The 25,446-nt window shown below is 67.2% G+C and carries 21 protein-coding genes; 13 read left to right on the top strand and 8 right to left on the bottom strand.

What is annotated here, in order from left to right:
- The first annotated feature begins 60 nt into the window (after nucleotides 1-60).
- Nucleotides 61-618 (top strand): hypothetical protein, encoded by a 558-nt coding sequence (locus AKJ09_RS17895; protein WP_146648412.1) that lies wholly within the window; start codon nucleotides 61-63, stop codon nucleotides 616-618.
- Between the two features lie 70 nt (nucleotides 619-688).
- On the opposite strand, the gene AKJ09_RS53060 is transcribed toward AKJ09_RS17895, so the two are convergent.
- The gene (locus AKJ09_RS53060) at nucleotides 689-844 is read right to left on the bottom strand and encodes a hypothetical protein (RefSeq protein WP_169927625.1); all 156 of its coding nucleotides are present in this window, start codon (nucleotides 842-844) and stop codon (nucleotides 689-691) included.
- Between the two features lie 115 nt (nucleotides 845-959).
- Nucleotides 960-1,208, bottom strand: coding sequence for a hypothetical protein (locus tag AKJ09_RS17890; protein WP_146648411.1), 249 nt, complete (start codon nucleotides 1,206-1,208; stop codon nucleotides 960-962).
- A gap of 427 nt (nucleotides 1,209-1,635) precedes the next feature.
- Here AKJ09_RS17890 and AKJ09_RS17885 point away from each other — a divergent pair, with 427 nt between their 5' ends.
- Entirely contained in the window at nucleotides 1,636-2,214 is a 579-nt protein-coding gene (locus AKJ09_RS17885) for a thymidine kinase (RefSeq protein WP_146655571.1), read from the top strand.
- Between the two features lie 13 nt (nucleotides 2,215-2,227).
- Here the strand turns inward: AKJ09_RS17885 and AKJ09_RS17880 are convergent, their stop codons facing one another.
- Nucleotides 2,228-3,268 (bottom strand): hypothetical protein, encoded by a 1,041-nt coding sequence (locus AKJ09_RS17880; RefSeq protein ID WP_146648410.1) that lies wholly within the window; start codon nucleotides 3,266-3,268, stop codon nucleotides 2,228-2,230.
- Nucleotides 3,269-3,385: 117 nt separating this feature from the next.
- Nucleotides 3,386-4,750, bottom strand: coding sequence for a penicillin-binding transpeptidase domain-containing protein (locus tag AKJ09_RS17875; RefSeq protein WP_146648409.1), 1,365 nt, complete (start codon nucleotides 4,748-4,750; stop codon nucleotides 3,386-3,388).
- Between the two features lie 122 nt (nucleotides 4,751-4,872).
- Between AKJ09_RS17875 and AKJ09_RS17870 the strand changes: the two genes are divergently transcribed.
- The gene (locus AKJ09_RS17870; RefSeq protein WP_146648408.1) at nucleotides 4,873-7,302 is read left to right on the top strand and encodes a HEAT repeat domain-containing protein; all 2,430 of its coding nucleotides are present in this window, start codon (nucleotides 4,873-4,875) and stop codon (nucleotides 7,300-7,302) included.
- Nucleotides 7,303-7,320: 18 nt separating this feature from the next.
- Complete coding sequence (locus tag AKJ09_RS17865; protein WP_146648407.1) at nucleotides 7,321-7,770, top strand: rhodanese-like domain-containing protein; 450 nt, start codon at nucleotides 7,321-7,323, stop codon at nucleotides 7,768-7,770.
- Here AKJ09_RS17865 and AKJ09_RS17860 read toward each other — a convergent pair.
- Nucleotides 7,756-8,943: a serine/threonine-protein kinase gene (locus AKJ09_RS17860; protein WP_146648406.1), complete on the bottom strand. Its 1,188-nt coding sequence runs from the start codon at nucleotides 8,941-8,943 to the stop codon at nucleotides 7,756-7,758. The genes AKJ09_RS17865 and AKJ09_RS17860 overlap by 15 nt on opposite strands.
- Nucleotides 8,944-9,043: 100 nt before the next feature.
- On the opposite strand from AKJ09_RS17860, the gene AKJ09_RS17855 reads away from it, so the two are divergent.
- The gene (locus AKJ09_RS17855; RefSeq protein ID WP_146648405.1) at nucleotides 9,044-9,856 is read left to right on the top strand and encodes a hypothetical protein; all 813 of its coding nucleotides are present in this window, start codon (nucleotides 9,044-9,046) and stop codon (nucleotides 9,854-9,856) included.
- Here the strand turns inward: AKJ09_RS17855 and AKJ09_RS17850 are convergent.
- Nucleotides 9,813-11,663: an alkaline phosphatase family protein gene (locus AKJ09_RS17850; protein WP_169927624.1), complete on the bottom strand. Its 1,851-nt coding sequence runs from the start codon at nucleotides 11,661-11,663 to the stop codon at nucleotides 9,813-9,815. The genes AKJ09_RS17855 and AKJ09_RS17850 overlap by 44 nt on opposite strands.
- 53 nt (nucleotides 11,664-11,716) lie before the next feature.
- On the opposite strand from AKJ09_RS17850, the gene hxpB reads away from it, so the two are divergent.
- Nucleotides 11,717-12,391: a hexitol phosphatase HxpB gene (gene hxpB / locus AKJ09_RS17845; RefSeq protein WP_146648403.1), complete on the top strand. Its 675-nt coding sequence runs from the start codon at nucleotides 11,717-11,719 to the stop codon at nucleotides 12,389-12,391.
- Nucleotides 12,392-12,397: 6 nt separating this feature from the next.
- On the opposite strand, the gene AKJ09_RS17840 is transcribed toward hxpB, so the two are convergent.
- Nucleotides 12,398-13,012, bottom strand: coding sequence for a hypothetical protein (locus AKJ09_RS17840; RefSeq protein ID WP_146648402.1), 615 nt, complete (start codon nucleotides 13,010-13,012; stop codon nucleotides 12,398-12,400).
- Nucleotides 13,013-13,603: 591 nt separating this feature from the next.
- On the opposite strand from AKJ09_RS17840, the gene AKJ09_RS17835 reads away from it, so the two are divergent.
- The gene (locus AKJ09_RS17835; RefSeq protein WP_169927623.1) at nucleotides 13,604-15,811 is read left to right on the top strand and encodes a BamA/OMP85 family outer membrane protein; all 2,208 of its coding nucleotides are present in this window, start codon (nucleotides 13,604-13,606) and stop codon (nucleotides 15,809-15,811) included.
- Nucleotides 15,808-20,460, top strand: coding sequence for a translocation/assembly module TamB domain-containing protein (locus tag AKJ09_RS17830; protein ID WP_146648400.1), 4,653 nt, complete (start codon nucleotides 15,808-15,810; stop codon nucleotides 20,458-20,460). The genes AKJ09_RS17835 and AKJ09_RS17830 overlap by 4 nt, the downstream gene beginning before the upstream one ends.
- Nucleotides 20,461-20,462: 2 nt before the next feature.
- Here the strand turns inward: AKJ09_RS17830 and AKJ09_RS17825 are convergent, their stop codons facing one another.
- Entirely contained in the window at nucleotides 20,463-21,104 is a 642-nt protein-coding gene (locus AKJ09_RS17825; protein ID WP_146648399.1) for a hypothetical protein, read from the bottom strand.
- Between the two features lie 371 nt (nucleotides 21,105-21,475).
- Between AKJ09_RS17825 and rplU the strand changes: the two genes are divergently transcribed.
- The 5 genes from rplU to feoB all read left to right on the top strand — a co-directional run bounded on the left by rplU (nucleotide 21,476) and on the right by feoB (nucleotide 25,442).
- Complete coding sequence (gene rplU / locus AKJ09_RS17820; RefSeq protein ID WP_146648398.1) at nucleotides 21,476-21,787, top strand: 50S ribosomal protein L21; 312 nt, start codon at nucleotides 21,476-21,478, stop codon at nucleotides 21,785-21,787.
- Nucleotides 21,788-21,823: 36 nt separating this feature from the next.
- Nucleotides 21,824-22,084, top strand: coding sequence for a 50S ribosomal protein L27 (rpmA, locus tag AKJ09_RS17815; protein WP_146648397.1), 261 nt, complete (start codon nucleotides 21,824-21,826; stop codon nucleotides 22,082-22,084).
- Nucleotides 22,085-22,118: 34 nt separating this feature from the next.
- The gene (locus AKJ09_RS17810; RefSeq protein WP_146648396.1) at nucleotides 22,119-23,162 is read left to right on the top strand and encodes an HAD family hydrolase; all 1,044 of its coding nucleotides are present in this window, start codon (nucleotides 22,119-22,121) and stop codon (nucleotides 23,160-23,162) included.
- Nucleotides 23,163-23,274: 112 nt separating this feature from the next.
- A complete protein-coding gene (locus AKJ09_RS17805; RefSeq protein ID WP_146648395.1) occupies nucleotides 23,275-23,535 on the top strand; it encodes a FeoA family protein in 261 nt (86 codons plus the stop codon).
- Nucleotides 23,532-25,442, top strand: a complete 1,911-nt coding sequence (gene feoB, locus AKJ09_RS17800) for a ferrous iron transporter B (RefSeq protein WP_146648394.1) — start codon at nucleotides 23,532-23,534, stop codon at nucleotides 25,440-25,442. Before AKJ09_RS17805 ends, feoB begins: the two co-directional genes overlap by 4 nt.
- Nucleotides 25,443-25,446: the final 4 nt, after the last annotated feature.

Here is a 25,446-nt window from a genome sequence, read left to right as displayed (position 1 = left end):
GCGCGGGTGATCGCGCGCGAAACTTGGCCCGTCCCCAGGGACCATGCCTACCGTCCCCCCATGCCGAAGCTCGTTCTGCCGAAGCGCGTGTTCGCCTTGCCGCTCGTTTTCGCGCTCAGCGGATGCCCCGCGGTGCATCAACCACCGCCCGCGCGCGCCCAAGACGCGGCGAACGAGCTGAACCTCAACGCCCGTTTCGGACGCATGGAGATGGCGGCCGAGGGCGTTTCGCCAAAGGCCCGTGAGGGCTTCTTCGAGCGTCGCAAGGGCTGGGGCGGCAACATCCGCATCGCCGACTACGAGCTCGCCGGCCTCAAGATGCAGGGCGAGTCGGACGCGGAGATCTTCGTGAAGATCGCCTGGTACCGAGCGAACGAAGGCGACCTGCGCGTCTCGACGCTCAAGCAGAAGTGGCACGAGTTCAAGGGCGACTGGAAGCTCGTCGACGAGAGCCGTCTCGATGGCGACGTGGGCCTTCTCGGCGAGCCTGCACCGGCCGCTGTCGAGCCGAGCACGCCGAAGCGAACCCAGTTTCCGACGATTCGCCTCGGGCAGAATCCGGACGCGTTCGATCCGGCTCCCGCGCCTGCACCGGCGCCCGCCGACGCGCCTCGCTGATCGACAAAATGGAAAGCGCGCGAGCGCTCGCTTCGGCGAGCGGCCCGCGCGCAGGCGATCGAAGAGACGCTCAGGCCTTCGGCGGAGCGGACTTCTTCGCAGCCTTCTTCGGGGCCGCAGCCGGCTTCGCACTGGCCGTGCGCTGACGCTTGAGGCGCGCCTTCTTCTTCACCTGCGCCTTGCGGCGCTTCATCTTCTCCGAGTTGCGGCGGTCGAACTTACCCATGGGCGCGGAGACAACGCCAGTTCGGGCGCTACGTCAAGCGCATCCGCAGTTCGAGGCCGGCAAACAACCGCGCGTGAGCACACAAGCTCAGCTCGCCTTGGCCGCCCTGAGTCCCTTAGCCTGCGCTCTCGGCGACCGCATCTTCGCGGCTCCGCACTTCGAGTCGATAGCGGCTGTTGATCGTCTCGATGTAGAAGACCTCGCGGCCCGCGAGGCGAAGCACGCGCTTCACCGGTGTCGTGACGTATTCGTGCATCCCGTCGGGGAACTCGATAACGACCACGGAGCCTTTCCGCGGGGCTCTTACCAGGCGGCCTGCGACGGCGCGCGACCCCTTCCCGAGCTTGCGGAGGACGACTTCCACACGCCCAATCTAGCACCCCTGCATTGCGCGTCTACGCCCGGCGAGGGTTCAACTTCGCCGAAAAACGGGAAAAATGCCCCACCTTTCCAGGCATGCGCAGCCAGGCTGGTCGACGCAGGACGTCATGGGTCAGACGGCCTCGGGGCACTTCAGTAACCGATGGCAAGGGCCCGCAACGACAAGAATTTTTTGCCCGAAATCACGAGCTTCTACGTGCATGGAACGCCCCGGCTTTTGGCCGCCGTCGGGGGTCCGAGCCCTCGACCTGGTACCTCGCGACACCAGTCGTTCACCCTCGCCTCACCCTCGCGTCGCCGGTCTGCCTCCGCAACGCGGGTGGGGCGTGTGTGTTGCCCGCCCGTCGCCCAATGAGTATGCGGTCGGGCTGATGTCGTCCCAACCGCATGGGGAGCACCTCTCGTTCGGCATGCGCGCCGCAACCCCGAGCGAGCGCCGTGGCTGTATCGAGGTCGTCTGCGGCTCGATGTTCAGCGGCAAGACGGAAGAACTCCTCCGTCGTGTGAAACGCGCGCGCTTCGCCAAGCAGCGCGTGTTGCTCTTCAAACCCCGCATCGACAATCGCTACGACGACGTGAAGGTCGTCAGCCACGAAGGCCTCAAAGCGGAGGCCATGGCGGTCGCGAACTCCGCGGAGCTTCTCTCCTTCGTCGACGCGGACACCGCACAGGTCGTCGGCATCGACGAGGCACAGTTCTTCGACGATGCGGTGGTCGACGCCGCCGAGTTCCTCGCGAACAAGGGCGTGCGCGTGATCTGCGCCGGTCTCGATCAGGACTATCGCGGTCGCCCCTTCGGGCCCATGGCTGCCCTCATGAGCATCGCCGAATACGTGACGAAGCTCCACGCGGTGTGCAATCGCTGCGGGGCCCCGGCGTGTCGCTCGCAGCGCCTCATCGGTACGGAAGGCCAGCTCTTCGTCGGCGGCGCGGCGGACTACGAACCACGCTGTCGCAAGTGCTTCGTGCCGGGCGTCGTCGACGGCTGATCGGCGAACCGCGTCAGGGGATGCAGCACACGGTGGTGGGCAGCGTCGGCTTGAACTCGCCGATCGGCGCGCCGCCCTCGGGTGCGCAGCCTGCATCCGAAGTGTCGAGAACGGGGGCCGCCGTCAGCTGGATGTTGATCGGGTCGTTGAGCGATCCGCATGCCGTCGGCAGCGTGACCGTTCCCTGAGCTCCGCATCCTTTGCGCACGGTCGCCGTGCACACGATGCCCGTAGGCGCACCGCACGTGCATTCCGAACAGCCACGCGAGTCGTCTTCGCCGCCGAAGTAGAGGTGCTTCACCGTGTATCCGGCCTCGAGCGGACACGCGAGGTCGCCTTCGGCGAACACGCACGGGTGCGACGACATCTTCATCCCCGGCAGCGCCGCGCAGACTTCGCCTTCGCCACACGATTCACGCGTCGGAGCCGCGGCAGGTTCACAACCGCGAACGCCGTTCGCCCAGGTGCCGAGAGGGACGTTCTTGGTGATCGTGGGCTTGCACGATCCGCCCGTCGCCTGCGGGGCGCCGGAGATGCCGTTTGCCGAGAAGCACTTGTTGGCCGCACTCACACACGCCATCGGCGAGAGCGTGAGCGTGTCGCACTTGCTATTCGAACATTGCGGATTGCCGAAGACGTCGACCGTGAACGACGTCGGACACGACGCCCCGGTCACGACCCCACACTGGCAATCACACGAGGCTGGCGGCGCCGTCGGTGCGCTCTTCGTGTCGAGCACCTTGAGTGGATAGTCGCCATCGCACCCCGGTGGTTCTGTATTTCCGACCCACAAGGCCATCGGCCCCTGCCAACCGGGAGGAGGAGCGCCGAGGCACGCGCACGAGCCGCCGTCGGACGTGACGATGATCTTCACGTCGGGCGCTCCGGCATCCATCGGATCGACTTCGGCGGCGGCATTCGCTCCGCACGCGTCACCGCACGCCGTCGCGGTCAAGCGCAGCTCGTCGGCGCCGGACAAAACGTTGCACGCCACGGAAGCCCCGAGCCCCGCGATAGCCATCACCACCAGCGCTTGCTTGGCGGAACGACGCAATCCGCTCGATGGTAGCAGGCGAACTCGCGAGAGCCGTATTCTTCGCGTCGGCCAATATCGAATTGGCGCGACACTGACACTTCGAGTGTCGACGCCAGTCTACGCGGCCTACGCGGCCTACTCGCTCGATTTGCCCGAGCGCTTGGCCGGCGCGGCCGTCTTCTTCTTGCTCGTGGTGAGGCGAAGTTGCGGCATCGTCACGTTCGCGGCCTTGTGCTCGGCGAAGTACGCGCGGAGGACCTCACGGGCGAGGACGTTCGCCTTGATCGTCCACGTCGGGTTGTTCACGACGAGAACGCCGACCGCGACGGGATGCGTCGTACTGGACGCGCCCGATCCGTCCACGTCGTCACTGTCGTCCTCGGACGCTCGCGAAAAGCCCGTGAACCAGGTGTAAAAGCGCTGCGTTGCTCCGTCGGTCAGGGTGCCGGTCTTCCCCGCGATGGGGATGTCGGCGAGGAAGGCCTTGCCCTTGCCGTCGTGGAAAGCCTTGTACGAGGTTCCGTCGGAGACGGTTTCGTCCATCATGGTCGTCACGGCGCGGGCGGTCGCGGCCTTGATGACCCTCGGCTGCGAAACGGCCTGTGGCGCGGTCCAGACGACCTTGCCGGCATCGTCCATCACGTCCGACACCACGTGAGGACGAACAGGCTCACCCCCTCGCGCCATCGTCGCACTGAGCCATGCCGCGTGGATGGGCGAGAGCGTGGTGTTCCAAAACCCCGCCGCGGTACGCGCGAAGCCGAGTGAGTCCTCCGGGAAGCGGAGCGCGCTCGGTTGCACCGGCACGTCGAACGGCAACGTCGATCCGAAGCCGAGATTCTTCGCGGTCTCCTCGAGGACCGCAGGCTTGAGATGCTGGAGCGCGAGACGCGCGAAGACCGTGTTGATGCTCCGGCCCATCGCGCCGGCGAGCGTCGTGCACCAACGATCGCGCTTGGGATCGGGCGTCAGATCGCGTTCGAGAATCCGCTGCTCGCCACCCGAGTAGCACTCGCGATGATCGGGGCCGATGCCTGCGCTTTCGACGAGCGCCGATCCCGTCACGACCTTGAACACGCTCGCGGCCGGTGCGGTCGCCTCGGCGCACAAATCACGCGCGGGACCTTTTTCGACGTGGCTCGCGTAAACGAGCACGCGGCCCGTCACCGTATCCATGAGGACCACCGCCGCTTCGGGCAAGTGGTGCATCGCCATGATCTCGTGGGCAACGCGCTGGAGCGGCGGCTCGATCGTCAGACGCGCGGTGCGCTTGCCTTCGAGCTGCGCGCTCGCCACGCCGCCATTGACCGTGATCTTCGTGAGATCGAGGCCTCCGAGGAGTGGTCGCGGCGGCGTCTGCGGGGTCGCGACGTTTCCGACCTTGGCGATCGAGGCCGCGTCGTCCGGGCCGTCCTTATGGCCCTTGCTACGGACCAGATAGACCGCAAGCACGACCGCAAGCGGAACGAGGGCGCCCAAAACCATCCTCGAGCGGCGCATGGCCCCCCGTGTGACATGGGGCGGCAAGCGGGGGCAAAAAAAGGGCGGTCCCCGTCACCCGTGCGTCCCGCCCTTCCACGCCGGTGGACGGAGGCCCTCTTCAACGATATCGAGATGTTGCCATGCAACGCCGCGTCTTCTCCGGGGCCGTCCTTGCTGTCGTGCTCGCCGCTCCGTCCGCGTGGGCGGAGGATCCCCACAAGGTGGTTCCGGGATCCGGAGGCACGAGCCTCGACGTGACCCTCGATGCCCATGCCGGCGTCATCCGAAGCAAACGTTGCAAGGGCGTCGCGTGCAACGAGGCTTCCCGCGATCTGACGATCCCGATGGACCGATCGCGCATCGATCCTTCGAAGGTCACGATCGACGTGCTCCCCATCGGTGACGGCAAGAGCGTCGCGCGGGTTCGCGTGCCCGACCCGCAGCGAAAGGACCTGGCGTACGAGGCGATCCTCTCGCCCGAGAAAGACGAGCCGATCTTCTCGGGTCTCACGGGGTGGACGTCGGGCAGCGATGGCGATCGTCGTGGCCAGGTGGTCCTCGTCTACGATCGTGACGAGTCGTCGAAGTTCCTCATCCTCGCCGACTCGCGCGAAGACACGCGCATCTGCGGACAAGCGGCCACGCCGCTCGGATCGCGCGGGCTCGATCCAAAGACGCTGACCTGGCGCGGCGCCACACTCCACCGCATCGACAAGAAGGTGCGTGACGGCGCGGAGAAGATCACGGCCAAAGCACGTCCCGACGATGCCAAGGCGCCCCTCGCACGACTTCTCCTCGCCACCGGCGGCAGCTCCGCGGGCGCCGCGAGCCTCACCGACGGAAAGGTCGAGTCAGGATGGTCGGAGCAGAGGCCCGGCGACGGACACGGTGAGTTCGTCACCATGCAAGCGCCGTCCGAAGCGCCCATCCACGGTTTCGTCGTGACCGTGACACCGAAGCCGCCGCCGGCCGACGGTGCAGCACCGCGAACCTTCTTCCTCGCGACCGACGAGCAACTCTTCCAGGTCACGATGCCCGACGACGCCTGGCAGAAGCCCGGTGCGAGCTTCGAGATTGCGTTGCCCAAGCCGGTGAAGACCACGTGCGTCGCGCTCGTCCTCGACGAGGCCTTCGATCGAGGCAAGGCCGCGCCGAACGTAACCGTCGCCGAGATGACCGCGCTCACCAAGTTCGACGCCGACGGTGCGTCGCTCTCGGACGTCGCCAAGGCGCTCGGGACCGATCGCGCCGACGAGGCCGCGGCGGTGTTGCGACGCGCTGGCAACAACGGGCTCGTGGCTGCAGCCGGCGCTTTCGGGTCGCTCGACGACAAAGGACGTGCGCTCGCCGTCGACGTCGCCGCGAGCACCGGCAGTTGCGAAGGTGCGGCCATGGACCTCGTGACGCGCGCGCTCGCAGACAAGGACATCGAGGTCCGCCGGCGCGGCCTCGGACGCATCGAGCGCTGCGGCAAAGCTTCGGCCGGCGCGCTCGCGACCGCCGTTCGTGGAGATGATGAAGGTCGGCGCGCGGCTTCGGCTCCGCTGCTCGCCGCGATCTCGCCCAGTGCTGCGCTCGAGCCGCTCGCCGAGCAGATGGGCAAAGGCTCGCCCGATACGCGTCGCGCGGTGCGTAGCGCATTCGCGCGCGCGGCATCGGGCTCGAACCGCGACAAGCTCCTCGGCATCCTCGGGAAATCGAACGCCGATGTCGGGGCACGACTCGATCTGCTCCGTGCGATGGGCGCCAAGCTCCCCGAGCTCCGTCCCGAGTCGGACGCAGCCATCGCCGAGATGCTCCGTGCATCGCCCGACATGCCCACGCGCTACCTGCTCGCCCAGCCGCTCGCGCACCTCGCGCGCTCGTCGGAAGCGACCTCCGGAGAGCTCACGCGGCTCGCCGATCTCGTGAAGCGCGATCCGGAGTGGGCCGTGCGCGCACGCGCCGTAGAGGTGTCGGCCGGCATCGCCCCCCTGCTCCCCGTGACGCTCGAAGCGGTCGCCGATCCGCAGCCACGCGTGCGTGAAGCCGCTCTGAAGGCGCTCGGCTCGATGCACTCCGGCGCCGGAAAGGGCGCCGCGGCGAACGCGCTCGCGAAGGACGAATGGCCGTTCGTCCGTGTGGCCGCCGCCGAGGCTCTCGGCACCATGCCGGAAGAGGCCGCCGTGACCGGTCCGCTCGCCAAGGCTCTCGAGGACGGTAGCTCGCGCGTGAGACAAGCCGCGCTCACCTCGCTCGGCAAGCTGCGCGCGACGTCGGAAGCCTCGCGCGTACGCGACCGCCTGGACGACACCGGGGAAGACACCGAGGTTCGTGCGCTCGCCGCCCGAACGCTCGGCACGATGTGCATCCAGGGCGCGGCCGATCGGCTCACCAAGCTCGCGATGCTCTCGCGCGTGCCGGTCGACGAGAGGGACGAGCGCATCGGTATGGCGGCCATCGAAGCGCTCGGCGCGCTGCATCCGGCTGACCTCGAAAAGCGCTTCGCGCCGCTTCGCGAAAAGGGCGTGAGGATGCCGGTTCGACGCGCCGCGGAGCGCGCGCTCGGCGAGCCTGGCACCTGCCGCTGAGTGAATTAGACTCCGCGTATGACCGAGCGCATCTCCCCGGCCGATGCCCACGCCAAGATGAAAGCGGAGGGCTATACGTACGTCGACGTGCGAACCGAAGAGGAGTTCGCGGGCGGTCATCCAGCGGGCGCGGTCAACGTGCCCTTCATGCTCACCGGCGCAGCAGGCATGGAGCCGAATGCCGAGTTCATGGCCATCATGGAGAAGGCCTTCGCTCACGACACGGCGATCGTGGTCGGCTGCAAAGTCGGCGGGCGGAGCGCTCGTGCCGCGGCGGCGCTCGCGAATGCTGGGTTCACACGCGTGCTCGACCAGCGCGCCGGCTGGGATGGCTCGCGCGGAACCTTCGGCGAGCTCACCGAGCCTGGCTGGTCACGCGTCGAAGGTCTGCCGAAAGAGACCGGCACGCCGCCGGGCTCTTCCTATGCCGAGATCAAGAAGCGCGCGCGCGGATCAATGCGCCCCTGACGTCGAGGGCGCCGGGGCGACGACATTGGCTTTGTCCGCCTCTTCCGAGGCCTGCTTCTCGCGCCACGCTAGAAAGCCGACGAGCCCGACCATGAGCGTCACGCCCACGATGATGCCGGCGAGAAGCGCGGTCTTCGCGTTCATACCGCCGGTCGGCATCTCGTCGGCGAGCTCCTCGAGCTCGGAGACCTCGGCGGCCCTCAGCTGGTAGGTCACGCGATCTTCGGCGAGCGTGCCGACCTGCACGGCACCGAGCCCGCATACCTTGCAGAGCTGCTCGGAGAGCTCGCTGACGGATTGGAAGCGCTTGGCCGGCTCGCGATGACAGGCGCGGTGGAACCACGCGTCGAGGCCCTCGGGCGCGTCGGGATTGTACTGACTCGGGGCCGGCAGAGGCGCGACGCAGACCTTGAGAACGATGTCTCCGAGGACGTCGCCCTCGAACGGAATGCGCGCGGTGAAGGCCGCAAAGGTACACGCGCCGAGCGACCAGATATCCGTGAGGGGGCCGGGCGTACCGCCCACGGTGAGCTGCTCGGGGCTCATGAAGTTCGGCGTACCGATGACCGAGCCTTCCTGCGTCGGGCCCTGAAGACCGCGACCGCCCTCCACGTTCACGTCGAGCATCTTTGCGATGCCGAAGTCGACGACCTTCACGACGTAGGGCAGACCGTCGGTTTCGTCTGCCTCGACGTTCGTGGCGAGGAAGATGTTGTCGGGCTTGAGGTCGCGATGAACGATGCTCGCGGCATGCGCCTTCGAGAGCGCCTTGGTGACTTGCTGGATGATGCGCGCGGCTTCCTCCGCGGGAAGCGGCCCGCGACGGATGAGCGTCTCCGAGAGCGACTCGCCCTCGAGGTACTCCATCACGATGTACGGCAGCCCCGCGTCGCTCACGCCGTAGTCGTAGACTTTCACGGCATGCTTGGAGTCGACGCTCGCAGCGGCACGCGCCTCGATCTCGAAGCGACGACGAGCATCGGCGCGCTCGGCGAACTGCGGGCGAATGAACTTGATGGCGACACGCGTGCCGAGGCCCGAGTGCTGACCAAGCCACACCGTACCCATGCCTCCGGAGCCGACGAGCGGGCCGACGAGGTACTTCCCCCCGACGATCTGCCCCTCGAACGATTCCTCGGCTGAACGCTGCAAAGCCGTCTCTGGCTGAGACATCTCGAGATTTAGCCTACCTTAGGACAGCGGCCGGAATCCAAGGGACCGATGACGAACGGAGACTCGCGGTAGAGCTCGGGCGGAAGTAGGCTCCTCGCCGATGCTCGCCGTCTTTCGCCTCGCCACCTCGCGCTTCGCTAAGTTCTCCGGTTTTCCGATTTTGCCCGTCCTTGCCGCGGCGGTCGCGCTCGGCGGGTGCGACGACAAGGCGGCAAGTTCGCGTGACAAGGCCCCCGCGGCTTCGGCCTCGAGCGTCGCCTCGGTGGTCACTCCTCCGTCCGCTGCGCCTCCCGCGCCTGCCTCACCTCCCCAGCTCGCCATCTACGAGGGCGGCGCGTCCGTCGGCGGCGAGCGCATCGACTTCACGGCCCCCGATCCGAAAGGTCGCCTCGCGGCGGCTCTCTCCGGCAAGCCCATCGCGGGCGAAGAAATCGTGGTCGACGCCGCGCGCAACAACAAGACGCCGCAGGTCGCGCTCGTGTTCGCGGCGCTGTCCGAAGCCAAGGCCAAGAGCGCCCGCATTCGCACGCCGAAGCGCGATCGCTCGAACGCGGAGATCACGTTTCCGCTCGGCGTGAAGCGCCCCGACTGCACCGTGGTCGGCTTCATCGGCAAAGACGTTTCCATCAACGTGTGGCCCGTCTCCGGCGGAACCGCGCAGCGCTACGCCAAGGGCATGGCCGGACCCGACATCACGCTCGGGTCGGCGGGCGTTCGCAAGCAGCTCGCCACGTGCGATTCGCCCGTCTGGGCCGTGTCGTCCGATGACAGCGTGCAGTGGGGACTCGTCGTCGATCTCGTGCTCGGCGTGATGCATCCTGAAGAGGGACCGCCGCCGGCCGGCAACCACGGAGGCTCCGTCGTGCTGCTCACGAAGCCGCCCGTCCCCGGACGCAAAGTCGAAAACGACTAACGTGCCACTCAGCGCGGCTTGGCGCGCAGACTGCCGAGGATCTCGCTCGGGCTCGCGTGTCGAGACCGACGAACGCGGCTTCGAGCGCAGAGAAGGCCGAGAAGTCGACCGGATCTTCGATCACCGCGCCGGCTTCGATCCCCGACCCCACGACGATCATCGGAACCGTGCGATCATAGAGATACGGCGTGCCGTGGCTCGAGCCCTTGCCGACGACGATCTCGGCGTCGAAGAACGAGCCCGGCTTCGGCACGACGTAGTAGTCGCCCGCGCCGGAGTCGGGGAACGCGGGCCATGCACGACAGACGAGCGTGAACATGTCTTCGCCGGGGAGAGCGCGATCGGGAATGCCGCGCGCGCCGGCGAGGACCTTGGGGCACTTCTCCGCGAGCACACGCACGTCGATGACCTCGGCGACGGAGTCTTTGTGCTTGTCGAGCGTGGTGTGCACGGCGCGGTCGAGCGTGGCGCGACGATCGGCGGGAAGCGCGCGAGCACCGGGCGTGAGGAAGACGTAGGGGTCGGCCATGCCGGCGATCCAATCGCCAGCGCCGAGGGCGGTCTTTGCGACCGCTTTCAACTCGTCGCGCAGGGCGTTGGGGCCGAGGCGCGCACCGCCCTGGCAAGGACGTGTATAGGCGTCGGGGTTGGGCTTTGGACCGCACGCCGGAAGCTTCGCGCGTGCTTCACGCGCTTCGGGCATCGACACGTTGCCGTGATCGGCCGACAGGAGCACGGAGAACGGCCCCACACGCTTTTCGAGCTCCGTGAAGAATGCACCGAGTTTCGTGTCGAGGGCGAGCAGGTGGTCCCAGGCTTCCCACGAATCGGGACCGAACGTGTGCCCGACGATGTCCGATGCTGACATGCTGAGCAATAGGAGGGTCGGCCGCGCCGGATCGTACTCGGCACCGACGGCCGCCAGAGCGAGCTGGAGGATGGCCTCGTCGCTCGCAGGAAGCGCGCGGTACCCCGCAGGCGACTTGGCGACGTGCGGGAACGTCGTGCCCATCCCGTCGATGTCGCCTTCGCCTGGCGCGTTGTCGGGAACGGCCGCGTGCGCCTTGACCCATGCGGGATCGGTGAGCGTCCAGGGAGTCGAGCGCGCGCGAACGACCTCGTCGTGCGATCCGAGCTTCGAGGCCCACGCGGGGAACTTCCCTCCGAACGCGGTGGACGTGACGAACGAATCGACGCCGGTGTCGAACCACAAGGCGTGCGTCGGAGACTTTCCGGCCGGGAGAATCGAGCCGCGGTCCTTGAGCGACACGCTCACCACGAATGCATCGGGGCGCGCCGCACGAAGACGATCCGCCACGGTCTCCACGCGAAGGCGCGCGGCCGACGCCCCGGGAGCAGGCGGAACGGCATCGGGCGACAGCACGCGAACGGAGTCGTCGCGGAGGATGGAAATGCGCTTGCCCGAAGCGTCCGGCACTTCATTGCCGAAGATTCCGGACTCGGCCGGCACGCGCCCGGTATGGAGCGACGCATGCCCCGGCGCCGTGTCGGTGACTGCATACGGGTAACGGAGGTTCTTCACCCACGTGCCGTCGCGAAGCAGTCTGGCGAAGCCGCCCGTCTTCGGCAGCTCACCGAAGCGTGAAGCTGCAACCCACGCCGAGAGCTGATCGACCTCGATCGCGACGACGACCTTCTGCCGCTGCGCAGGCGGCGCAGGCGCCGGCACGGCCGAGGCACGCGCAACAGGAGGAGTTACGCTCGACTCCGGCCGAGCCGGAGAGCCGCATCCGGAGAGGGCAGCGAGGAGAGCTGCGAGCGTGAGCGCGAGCGTCGAGGAGCGCATGCCCCGTCGTGGCATGGCGGCAGCGCCGCGCCAAGGTGCTAAGACCGCTCCCGATGCTGCGTGCGGTGATCTTCGACATGGACGGCCTCTTGATCGACTCCGAGCCGCTCTGGGTTCGTGCCGAAATCGAGGTCTTCGGTGACGTCGGCGTGACACTCTCGGAGGAGGATTGCACACGGACGAAGGGCCTGCGCACGGACGACGTCGTCGGCTACTGGTTCAAGCGCCGCCCTTGGAAAGGCGCAACGCCGAAGGACGTCGAAACGCGACTGATCGAACGCGTCGCTTCCCTCGTTCGCGCGGAAGGTGAAGCGCTCGTTGGAGCACCGCTTGCGTTCGAGGTCGCCCGCATGAAAGGCCGCCGCCTCGCGCTCGCCTCCTCCTCACCCACGACCATCATCCGCGCCACGCTCGAGCGGCTCGGCCTCGAAGACACGTTCGACGTCGTGCGGTCCGCCGAAACAGAGCCCTATGGCAAGCCGCATCCGGGCATCTTCATGACCGCCGCGCAGCATCTCGAAGTGCACGCCACCGAATGCCTGGTCCTCGAGGACTCACTCACGGGTCTCGTGGCCGCCAAGGCCGCACGCATGGCGTGCATTACCGTGCCATTCGACTGGCCGAACCACGATCGCCGTTTCGCCTTGGCCGACGCGACGGTCGAATCGCTCGCGCACGTCACCGCGGATCTGGTCGGCGACATCGAGCGCGCGCTCGCGCACGACTGAGCGTGTTCAGGTGATCTTGCGAACGGCCACGTTCGCGCGCGACGGCCGGAAGATCACGATGCCGTGCGAGACCATTCGATCGAGCACGCGCAACGTGTCGAGCTCGGGCAATCCGGTCACGTCGATGATGGTGTCGAGCGGCAGGATGCCATCGACGAAGCCGAGCACGTAGGCCGTCTTCGGGTCTTCGAGGAGCGCGCCGAGCTCGGTGAGCTTGTGCGTGAGCGTGGGAACGCGCGAGAGCGGCGTCAGGCGTGCACGCAGAATCGCCGCCTGCTCGTCGTCCTCGAACACGTCGATCTCCGCTTCGTCGGTGTCGATCTCGACGAGCGAATCGTCGTCGTCGACGACGATCGGACCTGGCGACGTCGAGAAGAGCGGCGGCGGGAAGTTGCTTGGAAGCGAGGCGAGACGTGCCTGCTCGAGGCTCTCTTCGTCGACGAGCGTCGGCATCCTCTCGCGAACTTCGGACGCTTCGGCGAAGAGCTGCGGATCGAACTCGGGGATGATCGTCGGAATCGGCTGCGCGCCGGATTTCTCGTCGTCAGCAGTCGCTTCGAGGTTCGTCGGATCGTCGAGCTCGATCAGCTCGCGTCTGGCGTCACTCGCGTCCTTCGGCACGATCTCAGATTACACGAGCCGTCCTTGCCGGTCATCGTTTCGACCGTGCGGGCGCAGCCCGCGATGCATGTGTCGCCCGGCTCAGGCGTTCAGCAGACGCGCGCACGCGGGCACTACGGTTCGGCTCGTCGACGGCAGCTACTCCTCGACTTGCGAGCGACCGGATTGCGCTCTCGTGATCGCTTCGGGCGCCGAAACCGTACGTCCCTTTTCGTCGTGCCAACTCGAAGGAGCAAAGAAGAGCTGTCCGTCTTCCTTCCGACGGACGATGAGCCAACGCGCGTAGCTCACACCTTCCGGCACAACTACCCACGCACCGGGCTGCCAGCGATAGCGACCGCCATTCGCGTCGGAGGGGTCGGCGTCCCATTCCCACGACCCGTCCGCCCAGACTGCCTCCGAGCGAGGCTGCGGCGGGACAATTTCCACCTGCGGAGCCCGCGGAGGGAAGGGGACGGCAACATAATCGCTCACGCTCGCCGGGCTGCGTGGAGGCAGAGGGACTTTTCCTCGCCCGCAGCCCGCTCCGATCGCGAGCGCGGCTGCGACGAGTACGATGCATGCCCACGCGCTTGGGCTATGGTGCGCCCAATGTCGGCCCAGGACGGTGACAGACCTCATCCGGTCGTCCTCCGTCCGCGCTCGCCCGCCTTCATCTTGCCGCCCCGCGGGTCAGCCAGCTCTCCCCGCTCTGCCCGCTCCTGGATCGCCGGCGTCGCTGTCTTGGGGCTCTGGACCACGACGGGATGTTACAGCATCCCGGAGGGGCAGAGCGCCATCTCCAAGGTCTCGATCGAAGGCGTCGCGACGCGCACGTTCGACGAGGGCGACGTTGGCGAGAAGCTGACGACGCGCGAATCGCCGCGCTTCCTCGGGATGTTCGAGGGCGTCGTTTACGACTACGAGATCTTCGATCGGTACGCGCTGCGCCGCGACCTCGCACGCATCGAGCGCTACATGCGTGCGCGCGGCTACTACGAGGCGAAGGTCCAGGTGGCCCGCGTCGTGCAGAACGGCGACAAGGTTCGTGTCACGATCGAGGTACAGAAAGGCGAGCCGGTCGTCGTCGACAAGGTCGAGGTCGTCGGCGACGAGGGCCTCGAAGAGAAGGCGCGCCGCAAGATCGAGCGGAGCGTCGCGCGTGCGCTTCCGGTCGGCGCCGCTCTCGACGAAGAGAAATTCGCCGAGGCGGAGAAGAACGTCCTCAGCACCATGACGGCGCGCGGACACGCCAACGCGAAGGTCACACGCCACGCCGAGGTCGATCTGGCCACGCACACCGCGAGACTGAACTTCTCGGTCGAGCCCGGTCTCGTTGCGCACCTCGGACCGGTGAACTTCATAGGCCTCGCCGGCGTGCCGGAGGAAAAGGTCCGGCAGGTTTTCGCGCTCAAAGAAGGCGACCTCTACTCCAGCGACGACATCGAGGAGGCGAAGCAAGCGCTGCTCGATCTCGGCGTGTTCGCGTCGATCGACGTCGAGGCCGATCGCTCGGCCATGGAGACCACGCGCATCGTCCCACTGACGGTGAAAACGGAGGTCTCGAAGCTCCGCACGATCCTGCTCGGCGGCGGTGTCGAATTCGATCCTCTTCGTACCGACGTCCACGGCCTCATCGGCTGGCAGAGCGCGAACTTCCTCGGCGGGCTCCGGAAGTTCGACGTTCGCTTCAAGCCGGGCGTCGTGCTCTATCCGACGCGCCTCTCCGACGACTTCGTGCTTCCCAAGAAGTACCTCGTCGAGCAGCGCCTCTCGGCCTCGCTCGGGCAGCCGGGCTTCATCGAGTCGCGCACGACGGGCCTCGCGAGCGGCGAGTATAGCGTCTACCCCGTCATCTTGCCGCCGAGCCAGAACGCCACCCCCACCAACACAGTCGTCGGCTACCAGGAGCTCCGGGGCACATTGGGTGCAGAGCGCAAGTTCTTCAACCATCTGCTGCTCAATCCGTCGTACGGCGCGCAGGCGAACTTTCCGTTCGACTACCTCGGTCACACCGAAGGAGTGTCGTCGCTCGTCATCTCGTACCTCTCGCTGTTCTCGACGCTCGACTTCCGCGACAACCCCACGCACACGAAGAAGGGCCTCTACATCGGCAATCAGTTCCAGTACGCCGGGGGACCGCTGCAGGGCAACGCGAGCGACCTCCGCATCCAGCCGGAGGTCCGTGGGTACCTCCAGCTCTCGCGCCGCGTGGTGCTCGCGGCGCGAACGTCGGTCGGGTTCTTGTTCCCTCAGAACTACGGCGAGGCCGCCAAGCGCAACGCGCAGAATCCCGCCACGGGTCAGCTCGCTCCGGACGAGCTCGATGCGCTCAACCGCGACTACCAGATTCTCTACTTTCGCGGCTTCTTCGCGGGCGGCCCGTCGTCGAACCGCGGCTATCCGATCCGAGGCATCGGCCCTTATCAGCTCATTCCGTATTTGAGCCCGGCCGGACAATCGACAGGCGCCACGGGCTGCAGCGTCACCAATCCGTCTTGCCTCCTCCCGACCGGCGGCACCACGTTGTGGGAAGCAAGCGTCGAGGCGCGCTTCGTCGTGTCGGGCCCGATCTCGACGGCGCTCTTCTGTGATGCGGCCGATGTGTCGCCCTACAATGGGGACATTCGACTCGATCGTCCTCACCTATCGTGTGGCATCGGCGCGCGCTACGACACTCCGGTGGGTCCGATCCGCCTCGACCTCGGCTACCGCATTCCGGGTCTGCAGACGCCGGGCGGTGACAGCTCGGAGGTCGAGCCCGCGACCTTGTTCGGCGCGCCGCTCGCGCTCTCGTTCGGCATCGGGGAGGCCTTTTGATCCTCCGCCGGACCGGTACTGCGCTCGTTCGCTCCGTGCAGGCCCTCGGCCTGGGCATGATCTTCGTCACCACCGCGGTGGGTGGTGTTCTCGTGCAGGTGAACACGCCGCCAGGACGCCGCGCGGTCCAGTGGATCGTGGCGAAGGCGACGAACGATCTATTCGCGGGCAGGCTCGTCGTCGATGGCATCACGGAGCTCGACCTCGGCCCGTCGACGCACCTCCGCGTGGACCGCGTCGAGATCGACGATCCCGACGGCAAGCGCGTCCTGCTCGGCCGGGGCGTCGACGTGCGTATCGATCTCGCGCGACTCATCGGCTCGCTCGCACGACATCACGCACCGAACGTCCGAATCGATTCGCTGACCATCGACGACGTCGACGTGGCGCTCGATCGAGACGCGGCGGGCAACCTCGGAATCGCGCGTGCATTTGCCAGCAAAAATCCCGCGCCTCCGGCGGCGAAACCGGAGCCCGAAGGCGTGAACCTGCTCTTGAACGTCGCGCGCGCGCACGTGGGGCACGCCAAGGTGCACGGCAACGTCGTTCCCCCGGCGGTCGACGGTGACGTGAACGGGCTCGACGGTCACGTCGGGATCGCCGACAGCGTTCTCACGATCGACGTCGCGCACGCCGACGCGATCGTCCGCTCGCCGAGCGTTCCCGCGCCCGAAGGTGGCCCGCCTTCGGCCCCTCTCGAAGCCAAGCTCGAGGGAGGTCTGTCGCTTCCGCTCGCGGCGGGGAAGATCGCGGCGCACGCCGACCTCGAGGGACACGCGGGCGCGGTGCCCCTTCGCGTCCACGCGTCGATCGACGGCGACAAGGTGGAGGCAAACGTCGACATCGCTCGTACGTCGCCCGAAGATCTCGCGCGCTCCCTACCCATCGCCGCCGCCGTGAAGCAGCCCGTCGAGCTGTCGGCCAGTGTCTCGGGAACGCTTCCCCAGCTCGTCGTCACCGCCAAAGGCAAGGTCGGCGAGGGAAGCTTGTCGGCCACGGGCGCCATCGATCTGAGCCAGAATCAGGCGTTCCGCGCCGACGTCGATCTCGCCCACGTCGACGCACGCGCCTTCGGCGCTTCCGAATCGGACGTGTCCGCGAAGATCCGCGCCGAAGGCACGATCGCAGGGGGAAATCCGTCCGGCACGTACACCGCCACGACCAGCGCCTCGACGTTCGCGCGCGAGCGACTGCCCAAGCTCTCGATCGACGGTCGATTCGATCCGCACACGGTGACCGCCAAGGTTCGTGGAACCGATCGCGGCATCAGCGCGGTTGGCCAGCTGTCGCTCGACGTCGGGAAGAAGGTCGTAGCCTTCGATGTCACGGCGCAATCGTCCGACCTTCGCACGGTGTCGCTCCTTCCGCGGAACATCGCAGGCTCCGTGTCGGCGCGAGCGACCGGCAAGGTCGACCTGACGAAGTCGACGGTCAGCGGCAACGTCACCGCGAAGGGCGAGAACCTGGAGGTCGCCGAAGCCGCGATCACGCAGGCCGACGTCGAAGCGCAGATCAGCGGACCGCTCACGTCACCGCGCATGGCGGTCAAAGCGAGAACGCGCGACATTCGACTCACCGCCGAGGGGAAAGAGCCCCTCACGTATTCCTTCGCGACCGCGCAAGCGCAGGTCACCGTGGCCCCCTCGCCGCGCCTGCGCGATGTCGAGGTTCACCTCGGCAAACATGGACTGCCGGGCGCCGTGACCCTGTCGGCGAGGGAGGTCGGTGTCGCCAAGGGAAGCGTCGCCGTGCGCGATGCTCGCGTGACGGGTCTCGGCGCGCCGCTCGAGGTGAGCGCCCAGACGTCGGGTGGCGAGCTCTCGATCCGCGCCAAAGGCGACCATGTCGACATGGATCGCGCCGCCAAGCTGACCGGGCTCGATCAGCTGCGTAGCTTGCCGCCGGGAACGCACGCCACGGTCGACATCGAACTACGCACGGGTCGCAATCGAGGCGACGGACACGTGGACGTCTCGGTGAAGGCCGAAAATGGCTATTCCGCCGAGGTTCACGCCGTTCTCCAGGGCAAGCACCTCGCGGGTCGCGTGCGCGTCGATGCGGGCCCCATGGGCTTCGTCGAAATTCCAAACGCCGAGCTCGACCTCCCCGGTGGCCCCACGCTCCCGAATCTCCAGCACGCAACGGGAACGGCCGACATTCGTGGACGCATCGACCTCTCGCAAGGCGCAGCGCTCTTCGCAGGGGAAGGCGTCGGGCAAGTCGCCGGGTTTGCCTGGATCGAAGGGCGCATCGAGCGGGGCAATGCCTCGTCACTGCCCTCCGTTCGTTTGACGACACGCACGGAGGGCCTCGACGTCACGCTCGATCAGAAGGGCAAGTCGAGGCGCTTCGACGGCGTCGACGGCGCGGTGCATGCCGCGTACGACGCGGCCACGGACGAGACCGAGCTCACGTTCCTCACGTGGGACCGGCACGGCCTCGTCGCGAGCGCCAACGCCAAAGCCCGAATCCCGCTCGTCGGTATCCTCTCGGGCACCAAAGTCCTCGATCGAGCCGCGATCGGCCAGCTCGAGGCTTCGGCCATCGTCGACGTTCCGCGACGAAACGTCCGCGACTTGCCGAGCTGGTTCGGGTCCCCCGACACGCACGGAGCGCTGGAAGCGCGCGCCCAGCTCGAGGGTCTCCTCTCCAAGCCCAAGGTCACGACCACCGCGCGGTTCGACGGCATTCGCGAGACCACGCTCCGGCGGGATGCGCCGAGCTACCAGCCCGTCGACGGCGCGCTCGACGCACGATGGGACGGTGAACGCGTCATCGCGACGATGCGCATGGACGAACGCAACGCTCCGCCGCCGGATGCCAAGGCGTCTCCCCAGGATCCGAACCAGAAGCCGCGCGCGCCCGGACAGGTGCGTGGTCTCGTGCTCGCGCGCTTGCACGCTCGCGACATCATCGCGGGCCTCGGCGACAAGGACCTGCCGTGGAACCTTTCCGCGGAGCTCGACGTGAAGAACCTCGAGCTCGCGCCCCTTCGTTTGCCCGAAGACATCCGCGGAGCACTGACCGGACGGTTCAAGGTCCGCAACCTCAACGAACATGCCTCGTTCGACGCCACCGCTTCGGTCGATGGGCTGACCGTCGCACGCGTGAAGGTGAAGTCGACCGAGCTTCGCGCCCGAGCCGAAGACGGCAACGTCTCCGCGAACGTCACCTTGAAACAGCAAGACGGCGGATCGGCCGAGGCGCGCATCGCTTCGACGGCGCTCTCGTGGAAGGGCGTCGTCATGGGATGGGACGCCACGAAGTCGACGCGACTCGACTACGACGTGCGTGGCATGCGGCTCGCCATCTTGCGGCCGGTCGTGCGTAGCTTCGCGCAGGAGATCGACGGTAAGATCAACGGGCGCGGCAGCGCCAGCATCGACGGCGCGTCGCAGGTCTTCGACGGCGGCCTCACGCTCGAGGGCGGACAGATGTACGTCACGGCGCTCGGCGAAGAGATCTCTTCGCTCACCGCTACCGCCCACTTCGACAAACAAGGCAGCTTCATGGTGCGAAACGCCGCCGGAAAGATGGGAACGGGATCGTTCACGGCGTACGCGACCGGCAAGCTGAAGGGCCTGTCGCTCGACTATGCCGACCTCTTCGTCGAGATCCCGGAGAAACGCGCCATCCCGATCAGCGTCGAGGGCGCGACCTATGCCGAGGCGACGGGGCAAGTGCGCGTCGCGGCGCATACCGGCGACGACGGCAAGTCGATGGTCATCGACGTCATGGTTCCACGTGCCCAGGTCACGCTGCCCGATCGGCCCACGCAGTCGCTCCAGTCACTCGATCCTGACACGACGATCGACGTCGGTGTTCGCAAGGCAAACGGCGAGCTCGTCACCGCGCTCCTCGCGCCTACCCGCACGCGTGCACAGATCTCGAGCCCCAGCGGCACGCCGAAGGACAAGAGCACCACCACCCTGAACATCGCGCTCGGCAACGAGGTGCTCGTCAAAGGACAAAGCCTCCGCATCTATCTCGGCGGAAAGCTCGCCATCGTCCCCGGCGACGAGACCTCCATCCGCGGGTCGCTCGAGCTGAAGAGCGGCACGGCCGACGTGCAAGGTCGCCGCTTCACGGTCGACCACGGCACGGTCACCTTCCCGAGCGGCGAGCCGCCGGACAACCCGCAGATCGTCGCGGCCGCCTACTGGGACGCCGGCGACGGAACGCGGGTGTGGGTCGAGTTCGTGGGCCCGGTCAAGACCGGCACGATCACGCTTCGCTCCGAACCGGCGTACTCGAAGAGCGAGATCTTCTCGCTGCTTCTCTTCGGACGCGTCGACCCGAACTCGGCCACGGCAAGCACGCGGCAGTCGGGGCAAGATCAGGCGTCGACCGTCGGCGCCGGATTCGCATCCGCAGGCCTCAATCAGGCCTTCAGCCAGGTGGCCGACGGACGCGTCGACACGGAGCAGGGAACGACGGGCGCGAACCGTCAGCTCATCAAGATCGGCTTCCGCGCAACGCGCACCATCAAGGTGCAATACGGCTACTCACCCAACCCGACCACGCTGCGCGAGCCCGACAAGCAGTACTTCTTCGGCGACTGGCAGTTCCTTCCGAAGTGGTCCCTGCTCCTGACGGAAGGCTTCTCGGGCACGACGATCCTCGACGTGCTCTACCAGCACCGCTACTGACGTCAGTTCAGATAGAGCTTTTGCGCGGCGTTGCCGTGGCACCCGGCGTTGTTGCACGCGGCACCCGACGGACCGCCGATCGTTCCGACCATCGTCTTCACGCTTGTGCCCTTACGCACGCCCGCGCGGCTGTTCGCGGGGATGTCGCCCGTGAGCGGCTTGTCGATCCACACGTTGCCGTTCTCGTCGGTGTACGCGTGCGCGTACTCCTTGCCGTCGGGTCCGGTCACGCGCACTTCGGCCCCCGAGACGGTCGGGCCGCCCGTCGCCGCCGAGTAAACGGTCGCGCCAAAGGCCCACGCCGGGCCAGCGCTGCCGTGGCAGCCGCCCTGGAAGCAGTCCTTCCCTTCGACCGAGCCCGCATGGTTCGCGCTCGCGCCGTTCGCCGGAGCGCCCGTGCTCGGGGTGCCCGCGGAGAAGGTCGTAGTTCCGAACACGGGGTCCCCCTGGGGGGTCGTCGGGCCTGTGCCGGTCGAGCTCGGGCTCGGAGAAGCCGTGCCGCCCGAGGCGGTGTCACCGCTCGACCCGGATCGACGCTCCGAGAAAGTGACCTGTCCGGGATCCGGTGCGCTACAGGAGGCCGTGGCAACCAAAGCGCCTACCGCGCACGCCACGACGATGGGCCAAACACCGCGAAAATCCATCGTTCCTCCCAGATCTGAACCGCTGCCGCTTCGCCTGGTCCCGCTTTTTCGACCTGGCGATACCCCTCCGCCGCCAGACGCGGTGCAATCAGTATGCACAAGGTCGAGCCCCCCCGCACGGCTCGACGGCTCCTTCTATTGAGGAGGGCGGACGGGCGTACGTACATGCGGGCGGGGGCGAACCCGGCCCCCGAGCCGGTTCGGTCGAAAATGGGTGCACCCCTGTGCAGCTTTACAAGTGGACTTCGATCAATATACTCCCGCGTCCCCTGGTCCCGGTCTTCCGGTCCAAGGCTCAAAACCCCCGCCGACGCGGTCCGGCTTCGTCTCGAAGCCTCTGACGCGCGCGGCTCACCAAGAGGGATTCTTCAATGTACGCGGTCATCAAAACGGGCGGTAAGCAGTATCGAGTGGCGCAGGGCGACAAGCTCCGCGTCGAAAAGCTCGCAGGCAACGTCGGCGATGCGGTCACCCTCGGCGAGGTCCTCCTCGTTGGCACGGGCGAAGGCATCAAGGTCGGCGCGCCGACGGTGAGTGGAGCCAAGGTCGAGGCGAAGATCGTCGCCCAGGACCGTGGCGAGAAGATCATCATCTTCAAGTTCCGCCGCCGCAAGAACTACCGCCGCAAGACCGGGCACCGTCAGCCCTTCACCGCCCTGGAAATTACGGGCATCACCGGCTGATCGCGCAAGCGAGTCTAAGGACAAGGAAGCACTACCATGGCTCATAAAAAAGGCGCAGGCTCTACCCGTAACGGGCGCGATTCGAACGCGCAGCGTCGTGGCGTAAAGGTCTACGGCGGCGAAGTCGTTCGCGCGGGCAACATCATCATCCGCCAGGTCGGCGAGACGATCTCGGCTGGCAACAACGTCGGCGTCGGCAGCGACTACACGCTCTTCGCGCTCGTCGACGGCGTCGTGAAGTACGAGTGGAAGACGAACGACAAGAAGAAGGTCTCCGTCTACCCGGCGGCTTCCTGAGTCGTTCTCCCTCGAGTCGTACGGACGCTTCGCAATGACAACCAAGCGAAGCAAGGCAAACAGCGCTGCGGCAACCGCCGTCAGCGCTGTTGCCGTTTCGGGCAAGGGCTCGATCTCCAAGAGCTCAGTCTCGAAGGCCCGCGTCGCCAAGGCGTCGGCCTCCGAGCACTCGAAGGCCCGCGACTCGAAGGACCGCGTCGCCAAGAGCAGCTTGCTCGGCGGCCGCAAGCGCAAGTCGGCGGAGGGTCCGTACAAGCTCCTTGCGATCGATCTCGACGGCACCTTCCTCGATCACGAGGGGGAGGCGCACGAAGAGGACATCCTCGCGATCAAGAAGCTCAAGGCTCGCGGGATCATGGTCACGATCCTCACGGGCCGCCTTTATTCGGGAACGAAGGAGAGCGCCGAGATTCTCGGCATCGACGGCCCCGTGGGCTGCGCCGACGGCAGCCACATCGTGAGGGTCGCCGGACAAAAGACGCTCTTCCATCGCGGCATCCGGGGCCGGGCGGCGAACAAGCTTCGCGAGAGCCTCGAGCGCAACGATCTCGTCGCGTTCCTCTTCGCCGAAGACGCCATCGTCCACGACGAACGCGGCGCGGACTACCTCCCCTTCGTGCGCACGTGGTCGACCGACCTTCGTTACGCGCATCGGATCACCGAGCACGCGCTCTGGGATTCGAAAGACGGCATGACCGCCGTGGTGGCGCTCGGTCACGAAACGAGCGTCGGGCGAACGGTGGCCGACATCCAACGTGACACCACCGAATCGATGCAGGTTGCAATGTTCCCCTTCCGGCGCGACGCCGAGCACTGGGGGATGGTCGCGCGCGCATCGGGTGGAACGAAGGCCACCGCGCTCGAGTGGATCGCAAAGCACTACGGCGTCAGCGTCGACGAGACCGTATGCGTCGGCGACTGGATGAACGATCTGCCCATGCTCGGAGCGGCGGGCCGTTCGTTCGCCATGGGTCAGGCGCCCGACGAAGTGAAGAAGGCCGCTACGGACGTGCTCGAGCGGACGATCACGACGGGCGGCGGCATCGCCGAAGCGATCGCACGCGCGTTCGGCCGCTGAAAGCGCGAGTGTACAGGCTACGTTTCCAGCCATTCCTGCTCTCGAAGAGCCCGATCGTGTCGTGCCCGTTCGACGATATTGACTTTCATTATCTTTGGCCAATGATGCGCGGATGAGGGCTACGCACGCCACGCTCGCCAGCACAGGAATCGGCAAGCGCGTCCGCATCGCGTCGGTGACACTCGACGTCGACGCGGCAGCGTGGCTCGGGGCCGTGGGCCTGCACGACGGCGAAGAGCTCGTCGTCCTCCGGCGCGCGGCGTTCGGCGGGCCCCTCCACGTGCGCACGGCGTCGGGAGGCGAGTTCGCGGTGGGACGCGAAGTGGCGATGGCCATTGGCGTCGACGACGTTCAGAACGGGAGTACTTCGTGAGTGCCGCTTGCCACGATCCCGCGCCGGAGGTGCGTAGCGCGCAGGTGTCTGCGGATGACCTGACGATTGCCCTCGTGGGCCGTCCGAACTCCGGCAAGTCCTCGCTGTACAACGCCATCACGGGCGGCGAGGCGCACGTCGGCAACTATCCCGGCATCACCGTCGAGATCCTCGAGGGCGAGGTCGACATGCCCTCGGGTGGTCGTGCGGTCGTCGCCGATCTCCCCGGCCTCTATTCCGTCGAGGCCACGGTCGACAGCGAGACCGACGAAGGCGTTGCGCGCGCCTTCCTCGATGCCTCCGCGAGCAAGAGCGGCACGGTCATTCTCGCGCAGGTGGTCGATCCCACGCGCCTCGCCCTCGGCCTGCGACTCACACGCGAGCTTCTTCGCCAGAAGCTCCCGCTCGTCCTTGTACTCACACACCGCGACGTCCTCGTAGCCGAGGGCCGCGAGATCGACGTGCGTGCGCTCGGTGACAATCTCGGAGTGCCCGTCGTGCTCGTCGACGCGCGCGATCGCGCCGGCGCCAAGCGCGCGGTTCTCGCGGCCGTCGAAGAGCGCGTGCGGGAGCGCAAAGACACGAGCACCACGACGCACTTCGATCCTGCCGACCTCGCCAAGCGCGTCCAGCGCGACGTGGGCAGCGATCGTGAGCTCGCGCGACGTCGCTTCACGGAACGCGTCGATCGCGTGCTCTTGCATCCGTTCGTCGGTCCCATCCTTTTCGTCGGGCTGATGGCGCTGCTCTTCGCCGCTGTCTTCCTCGTCGCCGATCCCGCGGCCGCCGCGATGGATCAGCTGCTCAGCCTCGCCCGCGGTGGGCTCACGCGCTCGTTCGGCAAGGGTCTGTTCACGTCGTTCCTCACCGACGGCGTGCTCGGCGGCGCGGGCACCGTGCTTGCGTTCATGCCCCAGATCGTCATCCTGACGGTCGCTCTCGAGCTCCTCGAGGCCAGCGGATACCTGGCTCGCGGCGCGTTCCTCGTCGATCGACTGCTGCGCGTCCTAGGCCTTAGCGGACGCAGCTTCTTGCCCTTGCTGATGGGCCACGCGTGCGCCGTGCCGGCGATCTCCGCCACGCGGGTCGTGCGCGATCCGCGCGAGCGCCTCACGACGATCCTCGTCCTGCCCCTCATGACGTGCTCGGCGCGCCTGCCGACGTACGGTCTCATTCTCGCGGCGTTCTTCTCGCATCGCTCGCCGCTCTTCCGAGCGGGCCTCTTCGTGGGCCTCTACTTCTCGGGCATCCTCGCCGCGCTGTGCGCTTCGTGGGTGCTCCGGCGAACGGCAACGAAGGGCAGGAGCTTGCCGCTCGTGCTCGAGATGCCGGCCTATCGCGTGCCGCAAGCGCGCGTCGTCGCCCGCAAGGGATGGCAGGCGGCCAAGCGCTTCCTGCGCGACGTCGGCACGTCCATCGTGGCCGTGTCGACCGTGCTCTGGCTCCTGCTCACGGTACCGATGCCCGGACGCCAGGCGGAGAACGAGATCGAAGCGAGCGTGGCGGCGACCATCGGTCATGCCATCGAACCGATCACGCGTCCGGCGGGCTTCGACTGGCGTATTGACGTCGGCCTCATCGGCTCATTCGGCGCTCGCGAAGTGATGGTCGGCACCATGGGTGTCATCTTCGGCATCGAGGACGCCGGCGATGATCCGACCCCGCTCACCGAACGCCTCCGCGACGCCAAGCGCCCCGACGGCGAGCCGCTCTACGGCGTGCGTACGGGCCTCGCGCTCCTCGCCTTCTTCGTGCTCGCCTGTCAGTGCATGAGCACCGTCGCGGCGATTCGCCGAGAAACGAGCTCGTGGCGATGGCCGGCCTTCGTTCTCGCGTACACGTACGTCCTCGGATACACCGCGGCCGTGCTCGTCTATCAGCTGAGCGGGCTATTCGGGTTACGCTGAAGGC

Source organism: Labilithrix luteola, assembly GCF_001263205.1.
In the GTDB taxonomy this organism is placed as follows: Bacteria; Myxococcota_A; Polyangia; order Polyangiales; family Polyangiaceae; genus Labilithrix; species Labilithrix luteola.
Note: the sequence above shows the minus strand (reverse complement) of the source record. Positions and strands in the feature narration are given on the sequence as shown.

What these genes read in the sequence shown, in the direction of transcription:
- AKJ09_RS17895 (WP_146648412.1), top strand. Translation starts at nt 61, where the DNA reads ATGCCGAAGCTCGTTCTGCCGAAGCGCGTGTTCGCCTTGCCGCTCGTT.
- AKJ09_RS53060 (WP_169927625.1), bottom strand. Translation starts at nt 844, where the DNA reads ATGGGTAAGTTCGACCGCCGCAACTCGGAGAAGATGAAGCGCCGCAAG.
- AKJ09_RS17885 (WP_146655571.1), top strand. Translation starts at nt 1,636, where the DNA reads ATGCGCGCCGCAACCCCGAGCGAGCGCCGTGGCTGTATCGAGGTCGTC.
- AKJ09_RS17875 (WP_146648409.1), bottom strand. Translation starts at nt 4,750, where the DNA reads ATGCGCCGCTCGAGGATGGTTTTGGGCGCCCTCGTTCCGCTTGCGGTC.
- AKJ09_RS17870 (WP_146648408.1), top strand. Translation starts at nt 4,873, where the DNA reads ATGCAACGCCGCGTCTTCTCCGGGGCCGTCCTTGCTGTCGTGCTCGCC.
- AKJ09_RS17865 (WP_146648407.1), top strand. Translation starts at nt 7,321, where the DNA reads ATGACCGAGCGCATCTCCCCGGCCGATGCCCACGCCAAGATGAAAGCG.
- AKJ09_RS17860 (WP_146648406.1), bottom strand. Translation starts at nt 8,943, where the DNA reads ATGTCTCAGCCAGAGACGGCTTTGCAGCGTTCAGCCGAGGAATCGTTC.
- AKJ09_RS17855 (WP_146648405.1), top strand. Translation starts at nt 9,044, where the DNA reads ATGCTCGCCGTCTTTCGCCTCGCCACCTCGCGCTTCGCTAAGTTCTCC.
- AKJ09_RS17850 (WP_169927624.1), bottom strand. Translation starts at nt 11,663, where the DNA reads ATGCGCTCCTCGACGCTCGCGCTCACGCTCGCAGCTCTCCTCGCTGCC.
- hxpB (WP_146648403.1), top strand. Translation starts at nt 11,717, where the DNA reads ATGCTGCGTGCGGTGATCTTCGACATGGACGGCCTCTTGATCGACTCC.
- AKJ09_RS17835 (WP_169927623.1), top strand. Translation starts at nt 13,604, where the DNA reads ATGTCGGCCCAGGACGGTGACAGACCTCATCCGGTCGTCCTCCGTCCG.
- AKJ09_RS17825 (WP_146648399.1), bottom strand. Translation starts at nt 21,104, where the DNA reads ATGGATTTTCGCGGTGTTTGGCCCATCGTCGTGGCGTGCGCGGTAGGC.
- rplU (WP_146648398.1), top strand. Translation starts at nt 21,476, where the DNA reads ATGTACGCGGTCATCAAAACGGGCGGTAAGCAGTATCGAGTGGCGCAG.
- rpmA (WP_146648397.1), top strand. Translation starts at nt 21,824, where the DNA reads ATGGCTCATAAAAAAGGCGCAGGCTCTACCCGTAACGGGCGCGATTCG.
- AKJ09_RS17810 (WP_146648396.1), top strand. Translation starts at nt 22,119, where the DNA reads ATGACAACCAAGCGAAGCAAGGCAAACAGCGCTGCGGCAACCGCCGTC.
- AKJ09_RS17805 (WP_146648395.1), top strand. Translation starts at nt 23,275, where the DNA reads ATGAGGGCTACGCACGCCACGCTCGCCAGCACAGGAATCGGCAAGCGC.